The following is a 20,480-nucleotide window of genomic DNA, read 5'->3' as shown; positions in this document are numbered from 1 at the left end:
GGGCTGGCCTTTTGCATCTCTACAGACTTACATCTGGTCGACCATGTCCTGGGCGAACTGGGAGCAGGAGCGCAGGGTGGCACCTTCCATCAGACGCTCGAAGTCATAGGTGACAGTCTTGTTGCGGATCGCCGCTTCCATCCCCTTGATGATGAGGTCGGCCGCCTCAACCCAGCCCATGTGGCGCAGCATCATCTCGGCGGAGAGGATGAGGGAGCCCGGGTTGACCTTGTCCTGACCTGCGTATTTCGGTGCGGTGCCGTGGGTTGCTTCGAACAGGGCCACGCCGTCGCCTATGTTGGCGCCCGGTGCGATGCCGATGCCGCCCACCTGGGCCGCCAGCGCGTCGGAGATGTAGTCGCCGTTCAAGTTCATGCAGGCGATCACGTCATACTCGGCCGGGCGCAGCAGGATCTGTTGCAGGAAGGCATCGGCGATGACGTCCTTGACCACGATGGTCTTGCCGGTTTTCGGGTTCTTGAAGGAGCACCAGGGGCCGCCGTCGATGAGCTGGGCATCGTACTCTTTCTGGGCCAGGGCGTAGCCCCAATCCTTGAAGGCACCTTCGGTGAACTTCATGATGTTGCCCTTGTGCACCAGGGTCACGGAGTCGCGATCGTTGTCGATGGCATACTCGATGGCGGCACGGACCAGACGCTCGGTACCGGCCTTGGACATGGGCTTGATGCCGATGCCGCAGGTCTCGGGGAAGCGAATTTTCTTCACGCCCATCTCGTTTTGCAGGAAGGCGATCACCTTCTTGGCTTCGTCGCTGTCGGCTTTCCACTCGATGCCGGCGTAGATGTCTTCGGCGTTCTCGCGGAAGATCACCATGTCGGTCAGATCCGGGCGCTTGACCGGGCTCGGGGTGCCCTCGTAGTAACGGACCGGGCGCAGGCAGATGTAGAGATCCAGCTCCTGACGCAGGGCCACGTTGAGGGAGCGAATACCGCCACCGACCGGGGTGGTCAGCGGGCCCTTGATGGCCACGCAGTATTCACGAATGAAATCCAGGGTTTCGGCCGGCAGCCAGGCACCTTCGCCATAGACATGAGTCGATTTCTCGCCGGTGTAGATCTCCATCCAGGCGATCTTGCGCTCGCCTTTGTAGGCTTTCTCGACCGCGGCATTCACCACATTCAACATGGCCGGGGTCACGTCCACGCCGATGCCATCCCCTTCGATAAACGGAATGATCGGATGGTTGGGAACCTGCAGCTTGCCGTTGGCATCGACTGTGATTTTCTGGCCCTGGGTCGGGATAACTACTTTGCTTTCCATCGGCATCTCCTAACTTCCGTTTGTTATCAATCTGTAAGTTGCGCGCGGCCATCTTAAGCCCATCCATTGGCAGAATCAAATGGCGAGCACGCATGTCAGACCATAGTCGCGCACTGGATCACAATGCGTCCATTCAGCCGGTTCCGGATCCGAAGCAGCCCCGCCAGCGCCTGAGCTGGGCAGGCTCCGGCGGCATCCCTGCTTATCCCGCCAGCCCCTCGGCCTGCCCCTGCGGCTGGCTGAGCGCCCGGTACTGGGAGGGGGTCAAGCCGGTCTTTTGCTTGAACACCCGGCAAAAATAGTTCACATCGCTGTAACCACAGCGGCTGGCCACCTCTTCGAGGCGAAAGCGGTATTTCTTGAGCATGAACTTGGCCCGATCGATGCGCACCCAGCTGATGTAATCGGCCAGGCGCATGTGCCCCTGCTCGCGAAACAGGTGCGACAGGTGGCTGGCCGAGACGTTGAAGCGATGGGCGATCGAATCCCGGCTGATGGGGCGGTGAAAGTTCTCCTGGATATAGATGCAGATCCCGTGAAACAGCTCGGCCCCCCGCGGCCGCTCGAAGGTGGACTCGGCCAGCAGCTGGCGCACGCTGGTGAGCAGCGCCTGCAGCAGGTGATTGTCGGTGGGGGAGCGCGCGGGATCCTCGGTCAGCACGTTCAGTGCCGCCAGTATGTGTTCGTTCACATGGCCGGCCCGGGCCATGATGCTGTGCTTTTGCACGTCAAAGAAATCGGGGTCTTCCCGCCGCTTGCTCACCAGACTGAAACCCAGCTGACGCTTGCCGAACAGCAGGCTCAGCACCGAGCAGTCGGTGGTCCAGAGCGGCTTGTTCCAGCCGTTGGGGGGGATATAGAGCGCCTGCCCCGGGGCGATGCAGATCTCCTGGCAGCCCTGCTCCCTGTCCCAAATCTGGTTGCGGTACTCGCCGCTGAACACCAGCTCGAGGCGGGGAAAGTTGACCTGATAGCTGAAACCGGGCGGCACCCCCTGATCCTGGGCAAACCAGATCTGGTCGAAGGGGGCCTGCTCGTGGAGGGCGCCATCGAGCAACTGGCTGAAGACAAGAGACATGCTGATCCTGATCAAGAGAGAGGCAAGCGGTTGCGGTGCCCGCGACCGCCCATGTTATAGTCCGGTCCACGGCAGCAATGCCACCCTTTTCTGCACCCGATTTTCTGCACACCAAATGAGGCATCCCTTATGAGCAGTCGCGATCTGCCCTCTTTTTTGTCAATGCAAAATCCGATTCAAGGCTACGACTGGGGCAGCTATGACGCCCTCACCACCCTGTTCGGCATCCCCAATCCGGCGGGCAAACCCCAGGCCGAGCTGTGGATGGGTGCCCACCCCAACGGCTGCTCCGAGGTAGTGCTGGCCGGGCAGACGCAAAAGCTCTCGACCCTGATAGAGAGCGCCCCCGCCGCCGTACTGGGTGAAGCCACCCAGACCCGTTTTGGCAGCCTGCCGTTCCTGTTCAAGGTGCTGTGCGCCGAGAAGGCTCTCTCCATTCAGGTGCACCCGAGCAAGGCGCAGGCCGAAGCAGGCTTTGCCAAAGAAGAGGCCGCCGGCATCTCGCCCAAGGCCGCCAATCGCAACTACAAGGATCCCAACCACAAGCCCGAGCTGGTGTTTGCCCTCACCCCCTATCAGGCGATGAACGGTTTTCGCGCCATCCCGGCCATCCTGGCGCTGTTCGAGCGGGTCAAGCTGCCTGCCCTTGCCGAGCTGGTTGCCGCCCTCGCCGCCAGCCAGAATGAAGCGGGCCTGCAGCACTTCTTCCACCAGCTGCTGGTGCTGGAAGGGGCGCGCAAGGAGGAGGCTCTGGCGGGCCTGCTGGCCTTTGCCGCCAAGCATCAGGATGAAGAGACCTTTGCGCTGATCACCAGCCTGGCCGCCCAGTACCCGGGGGATGTGGGGCTGTTCTCGCCGCTCTTGCTCAACGTGGTGACCCTGCAGCCCGGTCAGGCGATGTATCTGGACGCCTGTACCCCGCACGCCTATGTGCGCGGCACTGGCCTCGAGATCATGGCCAACTCCGACAACGTGCTGCGCGCCGGACTCACTCCCAAGTACATAGACGTGGCCGAGCTGTTGGCCTGCACCCGCTGCCTGCCCAAGCCGGACGACCAGATCCTGCTTGCCCCCCGCCTGGAAGGGGCGGTGCAGCACTTCGAGGTGCCGGTGCCGGACTTCACCTTCAGCGTCTACCCGGCGGGCGAGCACCAGCTCAACACCGCCAGCGCCGAGATCCTGTTTGCCATCGATGAGGCCGTGATCCTCAAGCGCGGTGACGACACCCTGCGTCTCGAGAAGGGTCAATCCGCCTTCATCCCGGCCGCCACCGGCCGCTACCAGCTGCTGGCCGAAGGCCGGGTCGCCCGCGCCGGCAACCGCTGCTAAGCCGGTTCAAATCGAGCCATGACAACAAGGGCCATCCAGGATGGCCCTTGTTGTTGGCAGTGACCGCCACTGTCCACTTCCGCCTTTGCCGACTAATTTCTTGATGTGCGGCATAAAATCATCAGATCCTGCTGTCGCCCTCTGCCGGGTTGGCTATCATGCCCGTCTGGCTATCACACGCCTTGATACCCGCCGGAGCAGCACTGCCAGCCGGCCCCAGTTCAGGAAGAACATCATGAAAGGCTACTGTGGACTATCCGTTTTACTGCTGGCGCTGCTGGGCGGCCCGGTGCACGCCGCCTGCGACAAGGGGGTGGCGCTCAGGCTGGCCAAGGCGTTCTGGAGCGAGCACAAGGATTTCTATTACGCCGATCCGGCGCCGCTCAAGGCGCTGCTCACCCCCGACTTCTTTGCCGTGCTGAGCAGCGAGGCCGAGTGCAACGCCGACGGCGAGGTGTGTGCCATCGATGCCGACCCCTGGATCAACGCCCAAGATGGCGAGGTGAGCGAGCCCGTCAGCTTCACCCTGGCCAAGGAGCAAGAGCAAGGGGTAACGGTCAGGATGCACTATCTGTTCGCCCTCTCCGACGCCCAGAAAGAGCCGCAGACCGTCAGCCTCCACTTTCAGAAGAGCGGCGACAACCGCTGCTACCTGATGGATGACTTCATCCCCCCTGGCGATGGCTCCCTCAAGCAGCGCCTGCGCCAGTGGCAGAACCACAACGCCATCGAGTTGCAATAAAAAACCCCCGCCATACAGGCGGGGGTTTTGCATTCAGCCGGGCCACACGCATCAGCGCCGGGCCCATGGCGAGGTCACTCCTCTACTGCCTCCGACTGAGGCTCTTCAGCACGGATCTGCTGCAGCTCTTCGACCCTGGCCTGCCATTTGTCGTGGGCCTGTTTGCGCTCCTGTTGCTTGAACTCTTCGCGCATGGTGTCGATATTTTGGGCCAAATTTTCCATCAGGATGTCTCCTTACATCTGGGTGAACATGACAAGTAAAACGGGTTGACGGCACACTCCGCATCAAGGGCGTTGGCCTGTCGGTTCATCAAGTTTGACTTCCGGTTTGCCAAAACTGTCCAACTAAATAAACGATTGGATATGCACAAAGCAATCTAAAAAATGATTAAACGCCTCTCGTAAAACCGTCTAAAGGCGCTCAACAGACTCACTTCCCGCTCCTGTGCATGAGATGTAAACCATTAAATATCAGTATCTTAAAGTGATCTCGTAGCGAGTTCACACGCCCTTTTCAAGGCGCCGATTATGCACTAATTTTTCACGCCCCGTGTTTTCGTCCCTTGCAGCCCCGCCACCATAAGCGCCGCCCAGAGCCAGGCAGCCGCTTTTGCCGAGCGGCTCACAGTTTTGCTGACCACGGGAGCACACAAATCTCCATCCTTCAGCCCACAAAGAGCAGACCACCCAACCGCCGACTGGTGATGAATTGCCCCCACACCAAGAATAATCATCTGTTTTTAAAGCTTTTTTTGTTCATCACCCGCGGTCTTTACTAACCGAACAAAATGCGAGCAGGGTCACAGGCAGGCGCCATCAACACAAAAATCCAGTAAAGGGCACATATGTCCGATTTCGGCCGAGGCACTTGGGAGAAACAATAGGCAGGTCAACCAGTTACACCACCGTTTTCAACAGGACCCGTTCCATTCGGACGGCACCAGCCAGGAGAGAACCATGCTCACCACCCTGATAGATGAAGGATTGATCTGCCTCGATCTTGCGGCCCACGACAAGCAGGCGCTGTTTGTCGAGCTGGCCGAGAGGCTCAAGGCCAGCGGCAAGATAGCCAGTCAGGATCAGTTTGTGCGCGACCTCTGGGCGCGAGAGGCGCTCGACAACACCGGCTTCGAGCAGGGGGTCGCCCTGCCCCACGCCAAGAGCGAGGCGGTGCGAGAGCCCGCCATCGTGGTCGGCATCAGCCGCCAGGGCATCGACTACGGCGCCGAAGATGGCGAGCCCTCCAAGCTGTTCTTCATGATTGCCTCCCCGGCGGGCGGCGCCAACCACCATATCGAGGTGCTGGCCGAGCTCTCCACCAAGCTGCTGGAACCCGGTTTCATCGCCAGCATGCAGGCGGCCACCAGCCGCGCCGAGGTGCTCGCCTTGCTGGCCGCATCAGGGCCGTCCGCAGCCCCTGCCGCCCCCCGGGCGCAACCCGCCCAGCCGGCGGAGCCGCAGGAGCGCGGCATCAAGGCCCAGCTCAACACCCTCAAACAGCATTTGCTGTTCGGCACCTCCCACATGATCCCCTTCATCGTCGCGGGGGGCGTCTTGCTGTCGCTGTCGGTGATGATCAGCGGCAAGGGCGCCGTGCCCGAGGCGGGCGTGCTCAAGGACATGGCCGACATGGGAATTGCCGGGCTCACCCTGTTTACCGCCGTGCTGGGCGGCTACATCGCCTACTCCATGGCGGACAAACCGGGCCTGGCCCCCGGCATGATCGGCTCCTGGATTGCAGTGCAGCAGTTTCATACCGGTTTTCTCGGCGCCATCCTGGTGGGCTTTATCGCCGGTCTCATCGTCAACCAGCTCAAACGCATCAAGCTGCCGGATTCCATGAGTTCGCTCGGCTCCATCTTCATCTATCCGCTCATCGGTACCTTCCTGGTGTGCGGCATCGTGATGTGGGTGATAGGTGCGCCCATCGCCGCCATGATGGAAGGGATGAACCACTGGCTCTCCAGCATGGCGGGCTCCGGCAAGGTGATGCTGGGGGCCATCCTGGGTGGCATGACCGCCTTTGACATGGGCGGCCCCATCAACAAGGTGGCCACCCTGTTCGCCCAGACCCAGGTCAACACCCAGCCCTGGCTGATGGGCGGGGTCGGCATCGCTATCTGCGTGCCGCCGCTCGGCATGGCGCTGGCCACCCTGCTCTCCCCCAAGCGCTACAAGAAAGAGGAGCGTGAAGCGGGCAAGGCGGCCGCCATCATGGGTATGATCGGCATCAGCGAGGGGGCCATTCCGTTTGCCGCCGCCGACCCGGTGCGGGTCATCCCGGCCATCGTCGCAGGCGGCATCGTCGGCAACATCACCGGCTTTCTGATGCACAGCATCAACCACGCCCCCTGGGGCGGCTGGATCGTGCTGCCGGTGGTGGAGGGCAAGATGGGCTATATCCTGGGCACCCTGCTCGGCGCCCTCACCACGGCCCTTATCGTCAACCTGCTGAAAAAGCCGGTCAGTGACACCGAAGAGAGCAACGAGCGCCTGGAGGAGTACCAGATCATCGAGGCGGAAGGGGAAGCCGAGGTGCTGGCCATCACCGCCTGCCCCTCCGGCGTGGCCCACACCTTCCTGGCCGCCAAGAGCCTGCAAAAGGCAGCCGCCAAGGCCGGCATCAAGCTCAAAGTGGAAACCCAGGGCGCCAACGGCATCATCAACCGCATCAGCGCCAAGGACGTGGCCAACGCCCGCTGCGTCATCCTGGCCCACGACGTGGCCATCAAGAACAAGGAGCGCTTCGCCCATATCGAGGTCATCGATGTGAAGACCCGGGAGGCCATCCACAACCCGGAGGGGCTGCTGGCCCGCACCCGGCCGGAACGCCAGGTGGCCTGATAACGGACTTGAGAGCACCTGCGACAGAAGGGGCCGAGGGCCCCTTCTTTTATCACGGCATCAGGCAGCAAGCCCTTCGTCAGCCGCCCGAACGGGGATGGCGACCTCACCCACAGGATCGATAAGATAGGAGCCATATTGTGCCTTCGCCTGCCAGCCGGCCTGGCGACCACATATGGACAGAGCCTTGCACAGATGGATCTGACGGACGTACGGCTCACCCTGCCCGAGTGCCTCGCCCGCCATCCCGAATAAACGCCAGTTGCTGTACCTGCGGTTCGCACAAGGTTCGGTTTCGAAGCCGCGCTATTCTCTGACAGATTCATATATCAACTAGATGAGTGAAGGGACGCCCAGTGAGTAATCGAACAGCCGCTGCCCGTTGGCGCTGGCTTCGCCAACATATAAAAACATTGCGCAATTCTGAGCTGGAACCCGAAGAAAAGGGGACAACTTGGCGCTTTGCGGGATTAGTCGTGGCGGCCATTCCTGCCCTGACAGCAGCAACCTATCTCCTGGGGATGGCCTATCACTATGGCTATACCTTGGCGTTTAACCTCGACTATGCCGAATTTTCTCCACCGGCGGATTATCTGCTGGCCCTTAGCCTTCTCACGACTCTCAATATGCTCAAGCCCTGGATGTGGCCTGTATTGGGTAGCATGCTCACGATTTTTTCAGTGGCGATCACCCTACTCATCTGCGCTCGCTGGCGAATTCATCTCACATGGCTGTGGCAAAGCTCAATGTTCTATCGTTGGCTGATCAAAAGAGCGAAAAAGATTGGGCGCTACCCAGCCCCCTCTCTTTTCAGAGCATTTGTTTGGATGGGGAATAGCTATGACAAATTTGCCTTCTTGTTGTTATCCGTATTGATCCCCGTCATGGGTGCGCTCTGGTTCTTTGTGAAAGGTGTCGAAGAGGCACAAACACAGATCTCCCGCCTCGAACAAGGCAAGTGGCCGCAGACAGAGGCCCATAGTCAGTCTCCCCTGCTGGGGGATGAGCCTCATATTCGCATCGCCTGCAACACTTCCCACTGCGCCTATCGCCTCAAGGGGGGTGATACCCTGATCCTGCGCTTTGATCAGATAGAAGAGACCCGCTATCGGCCTGACAAGGCCGCCTCGAAATAGTAACCGCCGCCCTAGGGCGGCGGTGCTCTATCTGGCCAGCAGCTCTTGTAGTGCGCTTATCAGGGCATCGAGTCCTTTATCTACTTTTGAGCGCGGGCAGCCGACATTGAGGCGAAGATAGCCTTTGCCTTCGGGGCCATAGGTGTCACCGCGCATGATGGCGACCCGGTATTTCTCCACCAGCAAGCGTTGCAGCGCATCCATCCGCTCGGTGGCGTCGATGCCGAGGCCACTCAAGTCAATCCAGGCGAGATAGGTCCCCTCGGGCACCCGATAGTCGATGGCGGGAAAAGCAGCGTTGAGCCGCGCCGCCACCTGGGTCAGGTTGCCGTGCAGATAGGCTTTCAGGGCATCGAGCCACTCATCCCCCTCCCGATAGGCGCTGATATGGGCCAGCACTCCGAGAATGGGCGGCGATGAGAGGCCATGGGCCGCCTTGAGCCGCTGCAGATAGGCGGCCCGCGCCTCGGCGTTGGCGATAAAGGCGTAGGCACTACCAAGGGCCGGAATATTGAAGGATTTCGAACCCGAACTCACCAGTGCCCAGTTGTCATCCGGCGCCACCTCGCTCCACGGCAAGTAAGGGGCAAAGCTCATATCCATATGGATGTCGTCCGAGATGACCTTGACCTCGTGACGCTGGCAGATGTCGGCCATCCGGCCCAGTTCATCCCGCGTCCAGACCCGGCCGGTGGGGTTGTGGGGGCTGCACAGCAGCAAAATCCGGCAATCGGGGCGGGCCACCTGACGCTCGAAGCAGGCCCAGTCGATCTGGTAACTCCCCTCTGCTTTTTTAATCGGGCAAGGCAGCAGCACCCTGTCGTTGGCGGCCAGCATATTGCCGAAGGCGTCGTAGGCGGGGGTATGCACCAGCACGCCTTCGCCGGGCGCTGACCAGAGGCTCACCAGCTGGGCGATCACATAGATGACCGAGGGGCCGTAGACCAGGCTCTCGGGGTCGAGGCGAGAGCCGTAGCGGTGCGCAAACCAGTCGCTCACCGCCCCCTTGAAGTCGTCGTGATTCCAGCGACTGTAGCCAAAGACCCCGTGATCAAGGCGCCTGGCCAGGGTCTGGCGAATGCAGGGGGCAGTCTCGAAGTCCATGTCGGAGATGGTAAAGGGGAGCAAGTCGGCATGGCCAAAGCGGTCGGCCACATAGTCCCACTGGGTGCAGTAGGTGCCGTGGCGATCGACGACGCGATCAAAATCAAAGGATTCGGTAGTGGGCATCTCTTTCTCACCAGTAAAACAGCAATGAACAAGGGGGCATGGCGCCCCCGACGTACGTTAACAGAGAGCCAACTCAGGCCCCCATCAGGCTCTGCAGCTGGTTTTTCACCAGATGGACCTGGGGCCCGATCACCACCTGCAGGTTGTGCTCGTCGAGCTTGATCACCCCGATGGCGCCGTTCGCCTTCAATACCTTGTCATCGACCCGGCTCATGTCCTGCACCGACATCCGCAGGCGGGTGATGCAGTTATCGAGCGCCAGAATGTTGCCGGCGCCGCCCAACGCATTGAGGATCACCTCGCCGTTGTAGCCGCTGTTGCCTGCCTTCTTGCCTGCGGGTTGAGCCGCCTCGCTGGTCTCGATTTCACGGCCGGGGGTTTTCAGGTTGAAGCGCACGATGGCGAAGCGGAACACGCTGTAGTAGATGGCAAACCAGATAGCAGCAGCGACCGGCACCAGATACCACTTGGTGGCGGTACCTTGCAGCACGCCGAACACCAGAAAATCGATGAGGTTGCCGTCGGTGTTACCGATGGTGACGCCAAGCAGCCCCATGGTCATAAAGCCGAGCCCGGTCAGGATGGCGTGAATGACATAGAGCACGGGCGCCACGAACAGGAACAGGAACTCCAGCGGCTCGGTGATGCCGCCGATGACGCAGGCCACCACGCCGGAGACCAGCAGCGCCTTGATCTTGCCGCGATTTTCCGGGCGGGCGCAGTGATACATGGCGAGCGCCGCCCCCGGCAGGCCGCCGAGGAAGGCCGGCATCTTGCCCTGGGAGAGGAAGGAGGTGGCCGACACCGAGAACTGGGTGGTGTCGGCGCAGGAGAGCTCGGCATAGAAGATGTTGAGCGCGCCACTCACCTCGTTGCCGCACACCAGTTGGGAGCCGCCCGCCTCGGTAAAGCGAATGAGCGCCACCAGGATGTGGTGCAGACCGAGCGGCAGCAGCAGACGCTCGCCGGTACCGAACAGGAAGGGGCCGAAGGGACCGGCGTGGGAGATGAGCGCCCCTATACCGTTGATGCCAGCGGCGAACCAGGGCCAGACCAGGGGCACCACCAGACCGACCACCCCCAGCACGATGGCGGTGATGATGGGTACGAAGCGGGCGCCGCCGAAGAAGGCGAGCGCATCGGGCATCTTGTAGGTGTAGAAGCGGGCGTGCAGTTTGGCGACGATCACCCCGACGATGATGGCCCCCAGAATGCCGGTGTCGATGGAGCTGATGCCGAGGATGGCTTTCACCCCATAGGCCTTCTCCGCCGCTGCGTCACCGATGACGTTGGCCACGGTCAGGTAGAAGTTGATGGAGAGGTTGAGCGCCGCATAGCCGACGAAACCGGCAAAGGCCGCCACCCCCTTCTCTTCGCGCGCCAGCCCGAGCGGAATGGCCACCGCGAACATCACCGGCAGGTAGATAAAGGCCACCAGCCCCACCTTGGTCATCCAGAGGAACAGCAGTTGCAGCACGGTATTGTCGAGGAAGGGCATGCTCTGCTTGACCGCATCGCTGGTGAGCGAGCTGCCGACACCGAGCAGAATGCCCGAGAAGGCCAGCAGGGCGACCGGCAACATAAAGGTCTTGCCGAGGCTCTGCAGGAACTCCCAGATCGTAGATTTGGCGGGGGACTTGGCCATGTGTCAGATCCTTGTGAGGTGAGGGTCATTCGATACGACTGCCCGGCACCGCTCCTGACGGATGACAACGGCGAGTCGCATCTGGTTTTGTTGGATGATAAAACGTTTTATCAGCTCAAAAGTGCCGACAGGATCACAGAATATAAGTGCTACCAGGGAAGCGCTTGCAAAACTGTGAGCCGGATCTGCCCGATGGTGATGTAACGTTTCACTTAAGCATATGAGCAGGTATGCTGGGGCCTCGCTCTCAACTTTCCGTCGCCCGTTCGCCCTATGTCGCCCAAATCCCTCTCTGCCAAAGCCACCAAGATCACCGATGTCGCCCAGTGGGCGGGGGTGTCGGTCACTACCGTCTCCATGGTGCTCAACGGCAAGGGGCGCATCTCACCGGCCACCGCCGAGCGGGTGCAGCAGGCGATCAGGGCGCTCGACTATGTGCCCAACAGCGCCGCCGCCAACCTGCGCAGCCAACAATCCAACCTGGTGGGGCTGATCCTGCGCGACATCACCGACCCCTTCTACACCGAGGTGACCGCCGGGGTGAGCGAGGTGCTGGAGCAGCAGGGCTATCTGCTGTTTCTGACCCAGTGCGGCCACAGCCCCGAGCGGCTGCAACAGAGCATCCAGTCCCTGTCACGCCAGGGGGTGGCGGGCATCATCTTCAACCCGGTGCGCGGCGCGGCCGCCAAGCCGCTGGAGCACCTGCTCGACTCGGCGCTACCGCTGGTGTGCGCCGCCCGCTCCTACTATCGGGACGACGTGGACTTTATCGGCCCGGACAACACCCACGCCGCCCAGCAGGCCACCACCTACCTTATCGAACAGGGTCACCGCCATATCGCCTACGTCGGCGGGCGGGCCGACTCCCTCACCCGCGCCGAGCGGATCGGCGGCTACTGCGCCAGCCTGCTGCAATACTGCCTGCCCTTCAAACCCGAGTGGGTACTGGAGTGTGAACGCACCCAGCGTAGCGCCGCCGACACCATCGCCCAGCTGCTGCACCAGCACCCCAAGGTGACCGCCGTGCTCTGCCACTACCCCGAGGTGGCCCTCGGTGGCATCTACGGCATCGAGGCGAGCGGACGCAGCGTGGGCAAGGACAACTACATCGGCCAGCAGGTGGCCCTGCTCGGCTTTGACGACGTGGCGGAGGCCGAGCTCACCTCCCCCGCCCTCACCTTCGTCAGCTCGCCGGCGCGAGAGATAGGCCGCCAGGCCGCCCTGCGCCTGCTGACCCGGATGCAGCAACCCGAGCTCGCCCCCACTCGCCATATCATCACCCCCAGCTTGCAGAAACGGGCGTCGGCTTGAGTTGGCAAGGCAGGTCCATCTGCAGCAGACCGAATTTGCCATATCATCACCGCTCACCAGCAAACCACAGAAACGGGCATCGGCCTGAGTTGGCAAGGCTGGCAGATTCACGAGCCGCTACCTCTTCACTTTTCCTGCACCTTGATCCAGCGTCGATAGCGGGCGTTGCCAAGCAGGGTCTGCCACTGCTGGCAGGCCAGCGCCAGGGCGGGCGCGATCTTGGGGCGGCTCGGCTGGCCGCGCCCCAGCCGCCGCAACTGGTATTTCACCATCGCCATATAACCTACCGAGGCCAGCACCTTGTTGCGCCAGGGGATGGGCCTGAGCTCGGCACTTGCCGCCTGCTCATGGTGCCATCTGGCGGGCAGATCCGGGGCGATGGCCAGCGCAGTGGCCATGCCGGCGACCGCCACCCCGCTGCCAAGCACCTGCTCCACCACCGGATAGCGGCGAATTCCCCCGGTCACCATCACGGGCATATGGGCAACGGAGACGATCTCCCGAGCGAACTCCAGAAAATAGGCCTCCCGCGCCAGAGTCCGACCATCGCGGGCCTGGCCGTGCATGGCGGGCGCCTCGTAACTGCCGCCGGAGAGCTCCACCAGATCTACCCCAAGCGGGTTGAGCATCTCCACCACCGCCTTTGCATCCTCGGTGCTGAAGCCGCCACGCTGAAAGTCGGCGGAGTTGAGCTTGACCGATAGTGAAAAGCGCTCCCCCGCCTGCTGACGGATCCCTTCTACTATCTCCAGCAGCAAGCGGGCTCGATTCTCAAGGCCACCGCCCCAACGATCACTGCGCTGGTTGGTGAGCGGCGAGAGGAACTGGCTCAGCAGATAGCCGTGCGCGGCGTGGATCTGCACCCCGTCAAAACCGACACGCTGTGCCAGCAGCGCCGTGTTGATGAAGCGCGCCTTCACCTCGGCAATGTCGGCCTCGCTCATGGCTCTGGGCGGGGCGAACTGCCTCGAGAAACTGCCGAGCGCCATGGGCACGGCGGAAGGGGCCAGGGTGGGCTGCCCCAGCGCCGCCGGCATCTGGCGACCGGGGTGGTTGATCTGCATCCAGATCTGGGCGCCCCCGCTCTTGGCCGCCTCGGCCCAGGCACTGAAACGCTCGGCCAGCTCTGGGGAAAGATCGTGGGAATCGAGTACCACGCCCCCCGGCCCCGTCATGGCGTGGCCGTCCACCATCACATTGCCGGTGATGAGCAGGCCGGCGCCACCCTCTGCCCAAGTACGATAAAGCTGGCTCAGCGCCTCTGAGGGGGCATGGTCACGGTCGGCCATGTTCTCTTCCATGGCCGCCTTGGCGAGGCGGTTGATAAGCTGGCTGCCATTGGGCAGGGTCAGGGGAGTAAATGGGTTCATGGCGATCTCCTCGGTAATGAGGACCCCACCATAAGTTTGAAGCTGACTTGAAGGTCAAGCCCCTTTATCGGGATGCCGTAGCGATGGGAGAAATGCTATCCACCCGCACAGTCCCTGCTCAGTGCCGTTGACATTCAAGCTGGCTTTAATCTTAGAATCCCCCTGATCCCGCCCTTCGTCCATGACAGTGGGCAGACCCGCCAACCCGCAGCCCAGGAGGCAAGATGAAGATCGGTGAACTGGCCAAACAGACCGGCATGGCGGCCTCGGCCATCCGCTTCTACGAAGCCAGAGGCCTGCTCAGCAAGGTACGGCGGGGTGCCAATGGCTATCGCGACTACCCGCCCGAGACGGTACCCTTGCTGACCATCATCGGCCAGGCGCAACAGGCGGGCTTCTCCCTCGACGAGATCAAGCAGTTGGTGCCCGCAGATATCAGTTCTTGGCAACACGCCCCGCTACTGGCGGCGCTCGAGGCCAAGGTGAGCGACATAGAAGCGCTGGAGGCAAAACTTGCCCACAGCAAGCAGCAATTGCAGGCCCTGATCCGGCTGGTGGAGTCCAAACCCGACGAGATGCCGTGTGAAGAGAGCGCCGCCCGGGTATTGGCCAGCATGGGTATTCCCTCCCCCGAGGGCATCGCAGCCAAGCCCGCTACGCGCCCCAAAAAGTGATCCCGCTTGCAACCAGCACACGCCCCCAGCATGGGGGATTGAGAGCCAACTGAAGAAGACTATGATGGGCGCGCCATCCATAACAGGTCATCATCATGACAACAGAGCGCACCGCCCAACCCCAAAGCGAGCCACCAAGCGAAGTCCATCGCTGTGACAAATGCCGGGAGCGCACCCGCCATATCGTGGTGCTGGTCGCCCGCGATCACACTCAGGACATCATGCCCAAGGATCCGCGCAAAGCCTTCTGGCAAGCCTTTACTTCCAGCAGCATCACCAACTGGGCGTTTGGCGAAACGCTGGCTTACCAGGCCACCCATGTAAAGCACCTGATCTGCGAGCGCTGCGGCGAGAAGTTTCTGGAGTATTGAGGCCCAGAGGACGGCGCGCCCCGGACCGTCAGAGCGAGATAAAAGCGAGATAAAGATGACGTTTGTCGAGATGGACCCCAACCAACTGCCGCTGGCACTGCTGCTGGAGGCAGATCCCGCAGAGCAGCGCATTGCCGCCTATCTGCCCGACGCCTGGGGCTTTGCCGCCCTGGCGGGCAACGAGGTAGTGGGCGCCTGCGTGGCGGGTCTGGTGGGGGAGCAAACGGCCGAGATCTTCAATATCGCCGTAGCCCCCAAACGCCAGCAGCAAGGCATCGGATCCAGCCTGCTGCGCCTCGTACTGACCAGCCTGGCCGGGAAAGGGGTATGCCGCGTCGAGCTCGGTACCGGCAGCTTCGGCCACCAGCTCACTTATTACCAGCGCCACGGCTTTCGCGTCGATGCCGTCATTAAGGATCACTTCCTTATCCACTATCCGGAGCCCCTGATGGAGCACGGCATCCAGCACAAGGATATGCTGCGGCTCTACCTTGAACTGGGCTAGGCTATCCCCACCCTCAGCAGCCTGTAGCGCCCTGGGGATAAATGGTGGGGGGATCAATTCAGCGTCGCCACACCTCATCGAAAGCAACGAAAGCCATATCGATCGCCATGACACCGATAAAGGGATTAACGCAGGATGCAGACAAGAAAAGCCAGCCCAGATGAACTGAATGCCATCTTCTGGATGGGCTTTGATGCTTGGGGCGAAGGACTGCCACCGACTGAATATCTGGCGAGCTGCCACGCCAGTCAAAAATACCGCTCCGGTGTGTGGTATGTCCTGATTGTGGGCAATCAGCCTGTCTCTTCCCTTATCGTCTATCGGGGCCGATTTGGCCTTGGCCAGGGTTGTTTTGGCATAGGTTCACTGGCAACGACACCTGCGATGAGGGGGCAAGGATTTGGCGCCCATCTGCTGCGTGGGGTGACAGGCATGCTGCTGGATAGTCCCGATGCCGTCGCCACCTTCCTCCATGCAGATATCGACCATCACTTCTACGAGAGGCTGGGGTATAGGCGCATTCCGGGGGGTGATTGCATGTATTTCTCTCATAGGCGGCCACGCTATGTCGGCAAACCACCAACCTACTTTTAATCCACTCTCAGCCACCATCCACATGGCTCACGACGTTTCTCCACCTTGTCACCCCTCCCCTTCCCCTGATGACCACCATTTATGTGCGTTGGCTCACATCCAGAAGCCTCTCATCACCTCACAAATTTCTAGCAATGTAGCTCCCCTAGCCCAGATGAGGGTAGGCTCCATGGCAGCTGCACATCGGCACGAATAATTTTAAATTATTGATTTTTAATTACAAAAAATCAGATCATGATTCAATTAAGACCCATTTTGTCAGCTGGTCTGCTGTGCGATCGGGGTCACACTCGAGGTGATGTCGCACAAAAATCCAGTATTTCGCAGTTTTGTCCGATAGGTGCGCTGCCCTGCGGGCGGGATAATAGTGGGGTCACTTTTGTCTGCATGTCCTGGGCGCTAGCCCAGGAAAAGATGCCAACAGGCTCCGGCCAGGAGCAGGGAGAACGCCATGATCACCACCCTTATCAACGAGCAGCTGATCGCGCTCGATTTAAAGGCCACGCGCAAGGAGGAGGTCTTCACCGAGATGACCCGTCTGCTCGCGGCGCAAGGCAAGGTCAGCGACGAGCAGCAGTTCATCAAGGACCTGTGGGCCCGGGAAGAGCTGGACAACACCGGCTTTGAAGAGGGCGTTGCCCTGCCCCACGCCAAGAGTGCGGCAGTGAGCACCCCGGCAGTGGCCATCGGTATCAGCCGCGCCGGTATCGACTACGGCGCCGAGGATGGCAAGCCCTCCCGGCTGTTTTTCATGATTGCCTCCCCGGCTGGCGGCGCCAACCACCATATCGAGGTGCTGGCCGAGCTATCCGCCAAGCTGATTGAAGAGGGCTTCATCGATGCCCTGCTGGCAGCCAAGACGCCTACCGATGCGCTGGCACTGCTGCTCGAGAAGAAAGAAGAAACAGTTCCGGCACCCGCCGCCGACAAGGGGCTGATCATCGGTGTCACCGGCTGCCCGGCCGGCATCGCCCACACCTATCTGGCGGCGGAGTCCCTGGAGCGCGCCGCCAAGGAGCTGGGCTTTGAGGTGAAGGTGGAGACCAACGGCTCCATCGGAGTCAAGAACAGCCCGACTGCGGCCGAGATCGCCCGTGCCAGCGCCATCGTGGTGGCCTGCGACAAGCAGGTGGACATGGCCCGCTTCAACGGCAAGCCGCTCATCAAAACCGGCGTGAAGGCTCCCATCAAGGATGGCAAGGGCCTCATCGAGCAGGCGCTGAAGGCCCCCGCCTATGTGGCAGACAAGGATGATAGAAAAGGTGAAGAGAAGAGCGCAGGCGGCAGCTCGGATCTCTACCGTTATCTGATGAACGGCGTATCCCACATGATCCCGTTTGTGGTCACCGGGGGTCTGCTGATCGCCCTGGCTCTGGCCATCGGCGGCGATCCGACCCCGAGCGGCATGCAGATCCCGGCAGGGAGCATGTGGAACCAGATCCTCAACGTGGGCGTCGCCGCCTTCACCCTGATGATCCCCATTCTGGCGGGCTACATTGCCTACGCCATCGGTGACAGACCCGCGCTGGCACCGGGCTTTATCGGCGGCTGGATCGCCAACAACGGCAGCTTCTACGGCGCCGATGCCGGTACCGGCTTTATCGGTGCCATCATCGCAGGCCTCCTGGTCGGTTATCTGGTGCGCTGGATTGCGACCCGCCACTACCACAAGATGGTGCAGCCGCTGGTGCCGATCCTGATCGCCCCCATCGTCGGGTCGCTCTTTATCGCTGCGGTCTTCATCTTCATCATCGGTGCCCCCATCGCCGACATGATGACGGGTCTGAACGCCATGCTGCTCTCCATGAGCGGTGGCAGCCTGGTGCTGCTGGGGATCGTGCTGGGGGGCATGGCCGGCTTTGACATGGGTGGCCCGGTCAACAAGGTGGCCTTCCTGTTCTCGGTGGGCATGATCGCCTCCGGCCAGACCCAGTTCATGGGTGCCATGGCCTGCGCCATTCCGGCCGCCCCCCTTGGCATGTCGCTGGCCACCGTGCTCGGTCGCAAGCTCGGCATCTTCGATGCCACCGAAATTGAGGCGGGCAAGGCTGCTGGCGCCATGGGCCTGGTGGGGATCTCCGAAGGTGCGATTCCGTTTGCCGCCCGTGATCCGCTCGCCGTCATTCCGGCCAACGTGCTGGGCAGCATGACCGCCGCTGTGATGGCCTTCCTGTTTGGTATCACCAACAGCGTTGCCCACGGTGGCCCCATCGTGGCCCTGCTTGGCGCAGTCAACAAGCCGCTACTGGCCCTGCTCTGCATGATCTGCGGTGCCATCGTCACCGGCGTGGTGGCAGTTGCCCTGAAAAAGCTGCGGGTCAAGAAGAGTGACGAGGTGACCCTGGCCAAGGCCGCCTGATCCCCGTCCAACCAAGCAGCCCCCTTGCGGGACGGATGACAAACCGGACGAGGCCACCTGCGGGTGGCCTCCTCTTTTGTCGGGTTCGAGAGAGCCCGCTCACCTCTGCTTTACGACGTAGGCTTGTGATCCTCTTCACGCTTCGCGGCCGGATCTCGCCAAACTAGGAAATTTTCCTACCCCCCCTAGGGATGGCTCTCACGCCATTTGCAGCGCGCCTCATTAAAGTCACGCTACCTGATGTGGTTACCCGACCCGCGCCATGGCGCAAGGGACGGGCATGGGTTCAATCGACAGGGACTCGCCGCGCACCGCGCCCGCTTCCTGTTGTTCTTTCCGTGGCGTGACCTCCAACTCCAATCAAAAAGGGTGGAACGCGGCGGAAACAGCGTCTATCTCGCAGAGGATGAACGAAGATGTTTAAACTGCTCGAACAGGTCCGGGTCCCCACCCTGAACCTGCCGGTCGAAGCCCGGCGCAAGCTCTGGTTCAAACCGTTTATGCAATCCTATCTGGTTGTGTTCATCGGTTACCTGACCATGTATCTGATCCGCAAGAACTTCAACATTGCGCAGAACGACATGATCCAGGAGTACGGTCTCTCCATGACCGAGCTCGGCATGATCGGCCTTGGCTTCTCCATCACCTACGGGGTGGGCAAGACCATCGTCTCCTACTATGCCGACGGCAAGAACACCAAGCAGTTCCTACCGCTGATGCTGATCCTCTCCTCCCTCTGCATGCTGGGCTTCAGTGCCAGCATGGGCGGTACCGGTTTCAGCCTCTACCTGATGATCTTCTTCTACGCGGCCAGCGGTTTCTTCCAGAGCTGCGGCGGCTCCTGCAGCTACTCCACCATCACCAAGTGGACACCCCGCAACAAGCGCGGCACCTACCTCGGCATGTGGAACCTCTCCCACAACGTGGGCGGCGCCGGTGCGGCCGGTGTGGCGCTGTTCGGTGCCAACTACCTGTTCGATGGCAACGTGCTCGGCATGTTCATCTTCCCCTCCATCATCGCGCTGATCGTGGGCTTCATCGGCCTGCGCTTTGGTAGCGATTCGCCGGAGGCCTATGGCCTGGGCAAGGTGGAAGAGCTGTTTGACGAAGTGGCGAGCGAAGAAGACGTTGCCACCGAAGAGCAGAAGTTGACCAAGTGGCAGATCTTCGTGAAGTACGTGCTGCTCAACAAGGTGATCTGGCTGCTCTGCTTTGCCAACATCTTCCTCTACGTGGTGCGCATCGGTATCGACCAGTGGTCTACCGTCTACGCCCACCAGGAGCTCGGCTTCTCCAAAGACGTAGCCATTCAGGGCTTTACCTTCTTCGAAGTGGGCGCCCTGGTCGGCACCCTGATGTGGGGCTACCTCTCGGATCTGGCCAACGGTCGCCGTGGTCTGGTGGCCTGCGTGGCGCTGGCGCTGATCATCGCCACCCTGGGGCTCTACCAGCACGCTACCACCCAGTTCATGTTCCTGGGCTCCCTGTTCCTGCTGGGCTTCCTGGTGTTCGGTCCGCAGCTGCTGATCGGCGTGGCCGCCGTGGGCTTCGTACCCAAGCAGGGGATCAGCGTGGCCGATGGCGTCAAGGGCACCTTCGCCTACCTCATCGGTGACAGCTTCGCCAAGCTGGGTCTGGGCATGATTGCCGACGGCACCCCCATCTTCGGCCTGACCGGCTGGAGCGGCACCTTCGCCGCGCTGGACATGGCCGCCGCCGCCTGTCTGGTGCTGATGGCCTGCGTCGCGGTCGCCGAAGAGCGCAAGATCCGCCGCATCAAACGTGAGCTGAAAGCTGCCACTTTGGCGACCCAGTCCGTCTGAACCAGCGCGAGCTGAAAGCTGCCACTCTGGCGACCCAGTCCGCCTGAGCCCCGGATTACTGGGCACTGATTGCCCGGTCTTAAGGTTTCACTCCGTAGTGTGTATTCGGCCCGCCCTCTGGCGGGCCGTTTTTTTATCCCCTCTTTTCCCCACTTGTCCCTTTTGGGGCCGCAAAACGCTCACCCC

The 20,480-nt window shown here is 61.4% G+C and carries 17 protein-coding genes; 11 read left to right on the top strand and 6 right to left on the bottom strand.

The features are described from left to right. Positions 1-27 precede the first annotated feature (27 nt). Together icd and I6L38_RS04210 are read right to left on the bottom strand one after the other, a co-directional pair. Positions 28-1,281, bottom strand: coding sequence for an NADP-dependent isocitrate dehydrogenase (icd, locus tag I6L38_RS04215; protein WP_017786499.1), 1,254 nt, complete (start codon positions 1,279-1,281; stop codon positions 28-30). A 202-nt stretch (positions 1,282-1,483) separates the two neighbouring features. Beyond that, on the bottom strand, positions 1,484-2,359 hold the full coding sequence (locus I6L38_RS04210) for an AraC family transcriptional regulator (RefSeq protein WP_005298937.1): 876 nt from the start codon (positions 2,357-2,359) through the stop codon (positions 1,484-1,486). A gap of 129 nt (positions 2,360-2,488) precedes the next feature. On the opposite strand from I6L38_RS04210, the gene manA reads away from it, so the two are divergent. Together manA and I6L38_RS04200 are read left to right on the top strand one after the other, a co-directional pair. After that, a complete protein-coding gene (gene manA, locus I6L38_RS04205; protein ID WP_216989195.1) occupies positions 2,489-3,688 on the top strand; it encodes a mannose-6-phosphate isomerase, class I in 1,200 nt (399 codons plus the stop codon). Between the two features lie 235 nt (positions 3,689-3,923). Then, positions 3,924-4,430 (top strand): hypothetical protein, encoded by a 507-nt coding sequence (locus I6L38_RS04200; protein WP_017766110.1) that lies wholly within the window; start codon positions 3,924-3,926, stop codon positions 4,428-4,430. A 74-nt stretch (positions 4,431-4,504) separates the two neighbouring features. Here I6L38_RS04200 and I6L38_RS04195 read toward each other — a convergent pair whose 3' ends face one another. Next, on the bottom strand, positions 4,505-4,654 hold the full coding sequence (locus I6L38_RS04195; RefSeq protein ID WP_005298930.1) for a hypothetical protein: 150 nt from the start codon (positions 4,652-4,654) through the stop codon (positions 4,505-4,507). A 735-nt stretch (positions 4,655-5,389) separates the two neighbouring features. On the opposite strand from I6L38_RS04195, the gene I6L38_RS04190 reads away from it, so the two are divergent. Together I6L38_RS04190 and I6L38_RS04185 are read left to right on the top strand one after the other, a co-directional pair. After that, a complete protein-coding gene (locus I6L38_RS04190) occupies positions 5,390-7,276 on the top strand; it encodes a PTS fructose transporter subunit EIIC (protein ID WP_216989194.1) in 1,887 nt (628 codons plus the stop codon). 356 nt (positions 7,277-7,632) lie between these two features. Continuing rightward, entirely contained in the window at positions 7,633-8,412 is a 780-nt protein-coding gene (locus tag I6L38_RS04185) for a hypothetical protein (protein WP_254204185.1), read from the top strand. Positions 8,413-8,439: 27 nt separating this feature from the next. Here the strand turns inward: I6L38_RS04185 and I6L38_RS04180 are convergent, their stop codons facing one another. Both I6L38_RS04180 and malX read right to left on the bottom strand, forming a co-directional pair. After that, entirely contained in the window at positions 8,440-9,642 is a 1,203-nt protein-coding gene (locus I6L38_RS04180) for a MalY/PatB family protein (RefSeq protein WP_216989193.1), read from the bottom strand. A gap of 73 nt (positions 9,643-9,715) precedes the next feature. After that, positions 9,716-11,287: a maltose/glucose-specific PTS transporter subunit IIBC gene (gene malX, locus I6L38_RS04175; protein ID WP_025201980.1), complete on the bottom strand. Its 1,572-nt coding sequence runs from the start codon at positions 11,285-11,287 to the stop codon at positions 9,716-9,718. A gap of 273 nt (positions 11,288-11,560) precedes the next feature. On the opposite strand from malX, the gene I6L38_RS04170 reads away from it, so the two are divergent. Then, a complete protein-coding gene (locus I6L38_RS04170; RefSeq protein ID WP_216989192.1) occupies positions 11,561-12,598 on the top strand; it encodes a Mal regulon transcriptional regulator MalI in 1,038 nt (345 codons plus the stop codon). Positions 12,599-12,723: 125 nt separating this feature from the next. Here the strand turns inward: I6L38_RS04170 and I6L38_RS04165 are convergent, their stop codons facing one another. Next, complete coding sequence (locus I6L38_RS04165) at positions 12,724-13,968, bottom strand: NADH:flavin oxidoreductase/NADH oxidase family protein (RefSeq protein ID WP_024942896.1); 1,245 nt, start codon at positions 13,966-13,968, stop codon at positions 12,724-12,726. A gap of 224 nt (positions 13,969-14,192) precedes the next feature. Here I6L38_RS04165 and I6L38_RS04160 point away from each other — a divergent pair, with 224 nt between their 5' ends. The 6 genes from I6L38_RS04160 (at position 14,193) to uhpT (ending at position 20,294) form a co-directional block, all read left to right on the top strand. After that, positions 14,193-14,642, top strand: a complete 450-nt coding sequence (locus tag I6L38_RS04160; RefSeq protein WP_024942897.1) for a MerR family transcriptional regulator — start codon at positions 14,193-14,195, stop codon at positions 14,640-14,642. A 95-nt stretch (positions 14,643-14,737) separates the two neighbouring features. After that, positions 14,738-15,013, top strand: a complete 276-nt coding sequence (locus tag I6L38_RS04155; RefSeq protein WP_024942898.1) for a hypothetical protein — start codon at positions 14,738-14,740, stop codon at positions 15,011-15,013. A 55-nt stretch (positions 15,014-15,068) separates the two neighbouring features. Next, a complete protein-coding gene (locus tag I6L38_RS04150) occupies positions 15,069-15,518 on the top strand; it encodes a GNAT family N-acetyltransferase (RefSeq protein ID WP_024942899.1) in 450 nt (149 codons plus the stop codon). Between the two features lie 135 nt (positions 15,519-15,653). Beyond that, positions 15,654-16,112 (top strand): GNAT family N-acetyltransferase, encoded by a 459-nt coding sequence (locus I6L38_RS04145; RefSeq protein WP_024942900.1) that lies wholly within the window; start codon positions 15,654-15,656, stop codon positions 16,110-16,112. A gap of 451 nt (positions 16,113-16,563) precedes the next feature. Continuing rightward, positions 16,564-18,471: a fructose-specific PTS transporter subunit EIIC gene (locus I6L38_RS04140; RefSeq protein ID WP_216989191.1), complete on the top strand. Its 1,908-nt coding sequence runs from the start codon at positions 16,564-16,566 to the stop codon at positions 18,469-18,471. Between the two features lie 416 nt (positions 18,472-18,887). After that, the gene (gene uhpT / locus I6L38_RS04135) at positions 18,888-20,294 is read left to right on the top strand and encodes a hexose-6-phosphate:phosphate antiporter (RefSeq protein WP_042008367.1); all 1,407 of its coding nucleotides are present in this window, start codon (positions 18,888-18,890) and stop codon (positions 20,292-20,294) included. Positions 20,295-20,480: the final 186 nt, after the last annotated feature.

Source organism: Aeromonas sp. FDAARGOS 1408 (genome assembly GCF_019048665.1).
GTDB classification, from domain to species: domain Bacteria; phylum Pseudomonadota; class Gammaproteobacteria; order Enterobacterales; family Aeromonadaceae; genus Aeromonas; species Aeromonas dhakensis.
Note: the sequence above shows the minus strand (reverse complement) of the source record. Positions and strands in the feature narration are given on the sequence as shown.

What these genes read in the sequence shown, in the direction of transcription:
- icd (WP_017786499.1), bottom strand. Translation starts at nt 1,281, where the DNA reads ATGGAAAGCAAAGTAGTTATCCCGACCCAGGGCCAGAAAATCACAGTC.
- I6L38_RS04210 (WP_005298937.1), bottom strand. Translation starts at nt 2,359, where the DNA reads ATGTCTCTTGTCTTCAGCCAGTTGCTCGATGGCGCCCTCCACGAGCAG.
- manA (WP_216989195.1), top strand. Translation starts at nt 2,489, where the DNA reads ATGAGCAGTCGCGATCTGCCCTCTTTTTTGTCAATGCAAAATCCGATT.
- I6L38_RS04200 (WP_017766110.1), top strand. Translation starts at nt 3,924, where the DNA reads ATGAAAGGCTACTGTGGACTATCCGTTTTACTGCTGGCGCTGCTGGGC.
- I6L38_RS04195 (WP_005298930.1), bottom strand. Translation starts at nt 4,654, where the DNA reads ATGGAAAATTTGGCCCAAAATATCGACACCATGCGCGAAGAGTTCAAG.
- I6L38_RS04190 (WP_216989194.1), top strand. Translation starts at nt 5,390, where the DNA reads ATGCTCACCACCCTGATAGATGAAGGATTGATCTGCCTCGATCTTGCG.
- I6L38_RS04180 (WP_216989193.1), bottom strand. Translation starts at nt 9,642, where the DNA reads ATGCCCACTACCGAATCCTTTGATTTTGATCGCGTCGTCGATCGCCAC.
- malX (WP_025201980.1), bottom strand. Translation starts at nt 11,287, where the DNA reads ATGGCCAAGTCCCCCGCCAAATCTACGATCTGGGAGTTCCTGCAGAGC.
- I6L38_RS04170 (WP_216989192.1), top strand. Translation starts at nt 11,561, where the DNA reads ATGTCGCCCAAATCCCTCTCTGCCAAAGCCACCAAGATCACCGATGTC.
- I6L38_RS04165 (WP_024942896.1), bottom strand. Translation starts at nt 13,968, where the DNA reads ATGAACCCATTTACTCCCCTGACCCTGCCCAATGGCAGCCAGCTTATC.
- I6L38_RS04160 (WP_024942897.1), top strand. Translation starts at nt 14,193, where the DNA reads ATGAAGATCGGTGAACTGGCCAAACAGACCGGCATGGCGGCCTCGGCC.
- I6L38_RS04155 (WP_024942898.1), top strand. Translation starts at nt 14,738, where the DNA reads ATGACAACAGAGCGCACCGCCCAACCCCAAAGCGAGCCACCAAGCGAA.
- I6L38_RS04150 (WP_024942899.1), top strand. Translation starts at nt 15,069, where the DNA reads ATGACGTTTGTCGAGATGGACCCCAACCAACTGCCGCTGGCACTGCTG.
- I6L38_RS04145 (WP_024942900.1), top strand. Translation starts at nt 15,654, where the DNA reads ATGCAGACAAGAAAAGCCAGCCCAGATGAACTGAATGCCATCTTCTGG.
- I6L38_RS04140 (WP_216989191.1), top strand. Translation starts at nt 16,564, where the DNA reads ATGATCACCACCCTTATCAACGAGCAGCTGATCGCGCTCGATTTAAAG.
- uhpT (WP_042008367.1), top strand. Translation starts at nt 18,888, where the DNA reads ATGTTTAAACTGCTCGAACAGGTCCGGGTCCCCACCCTGAACCTGCCG.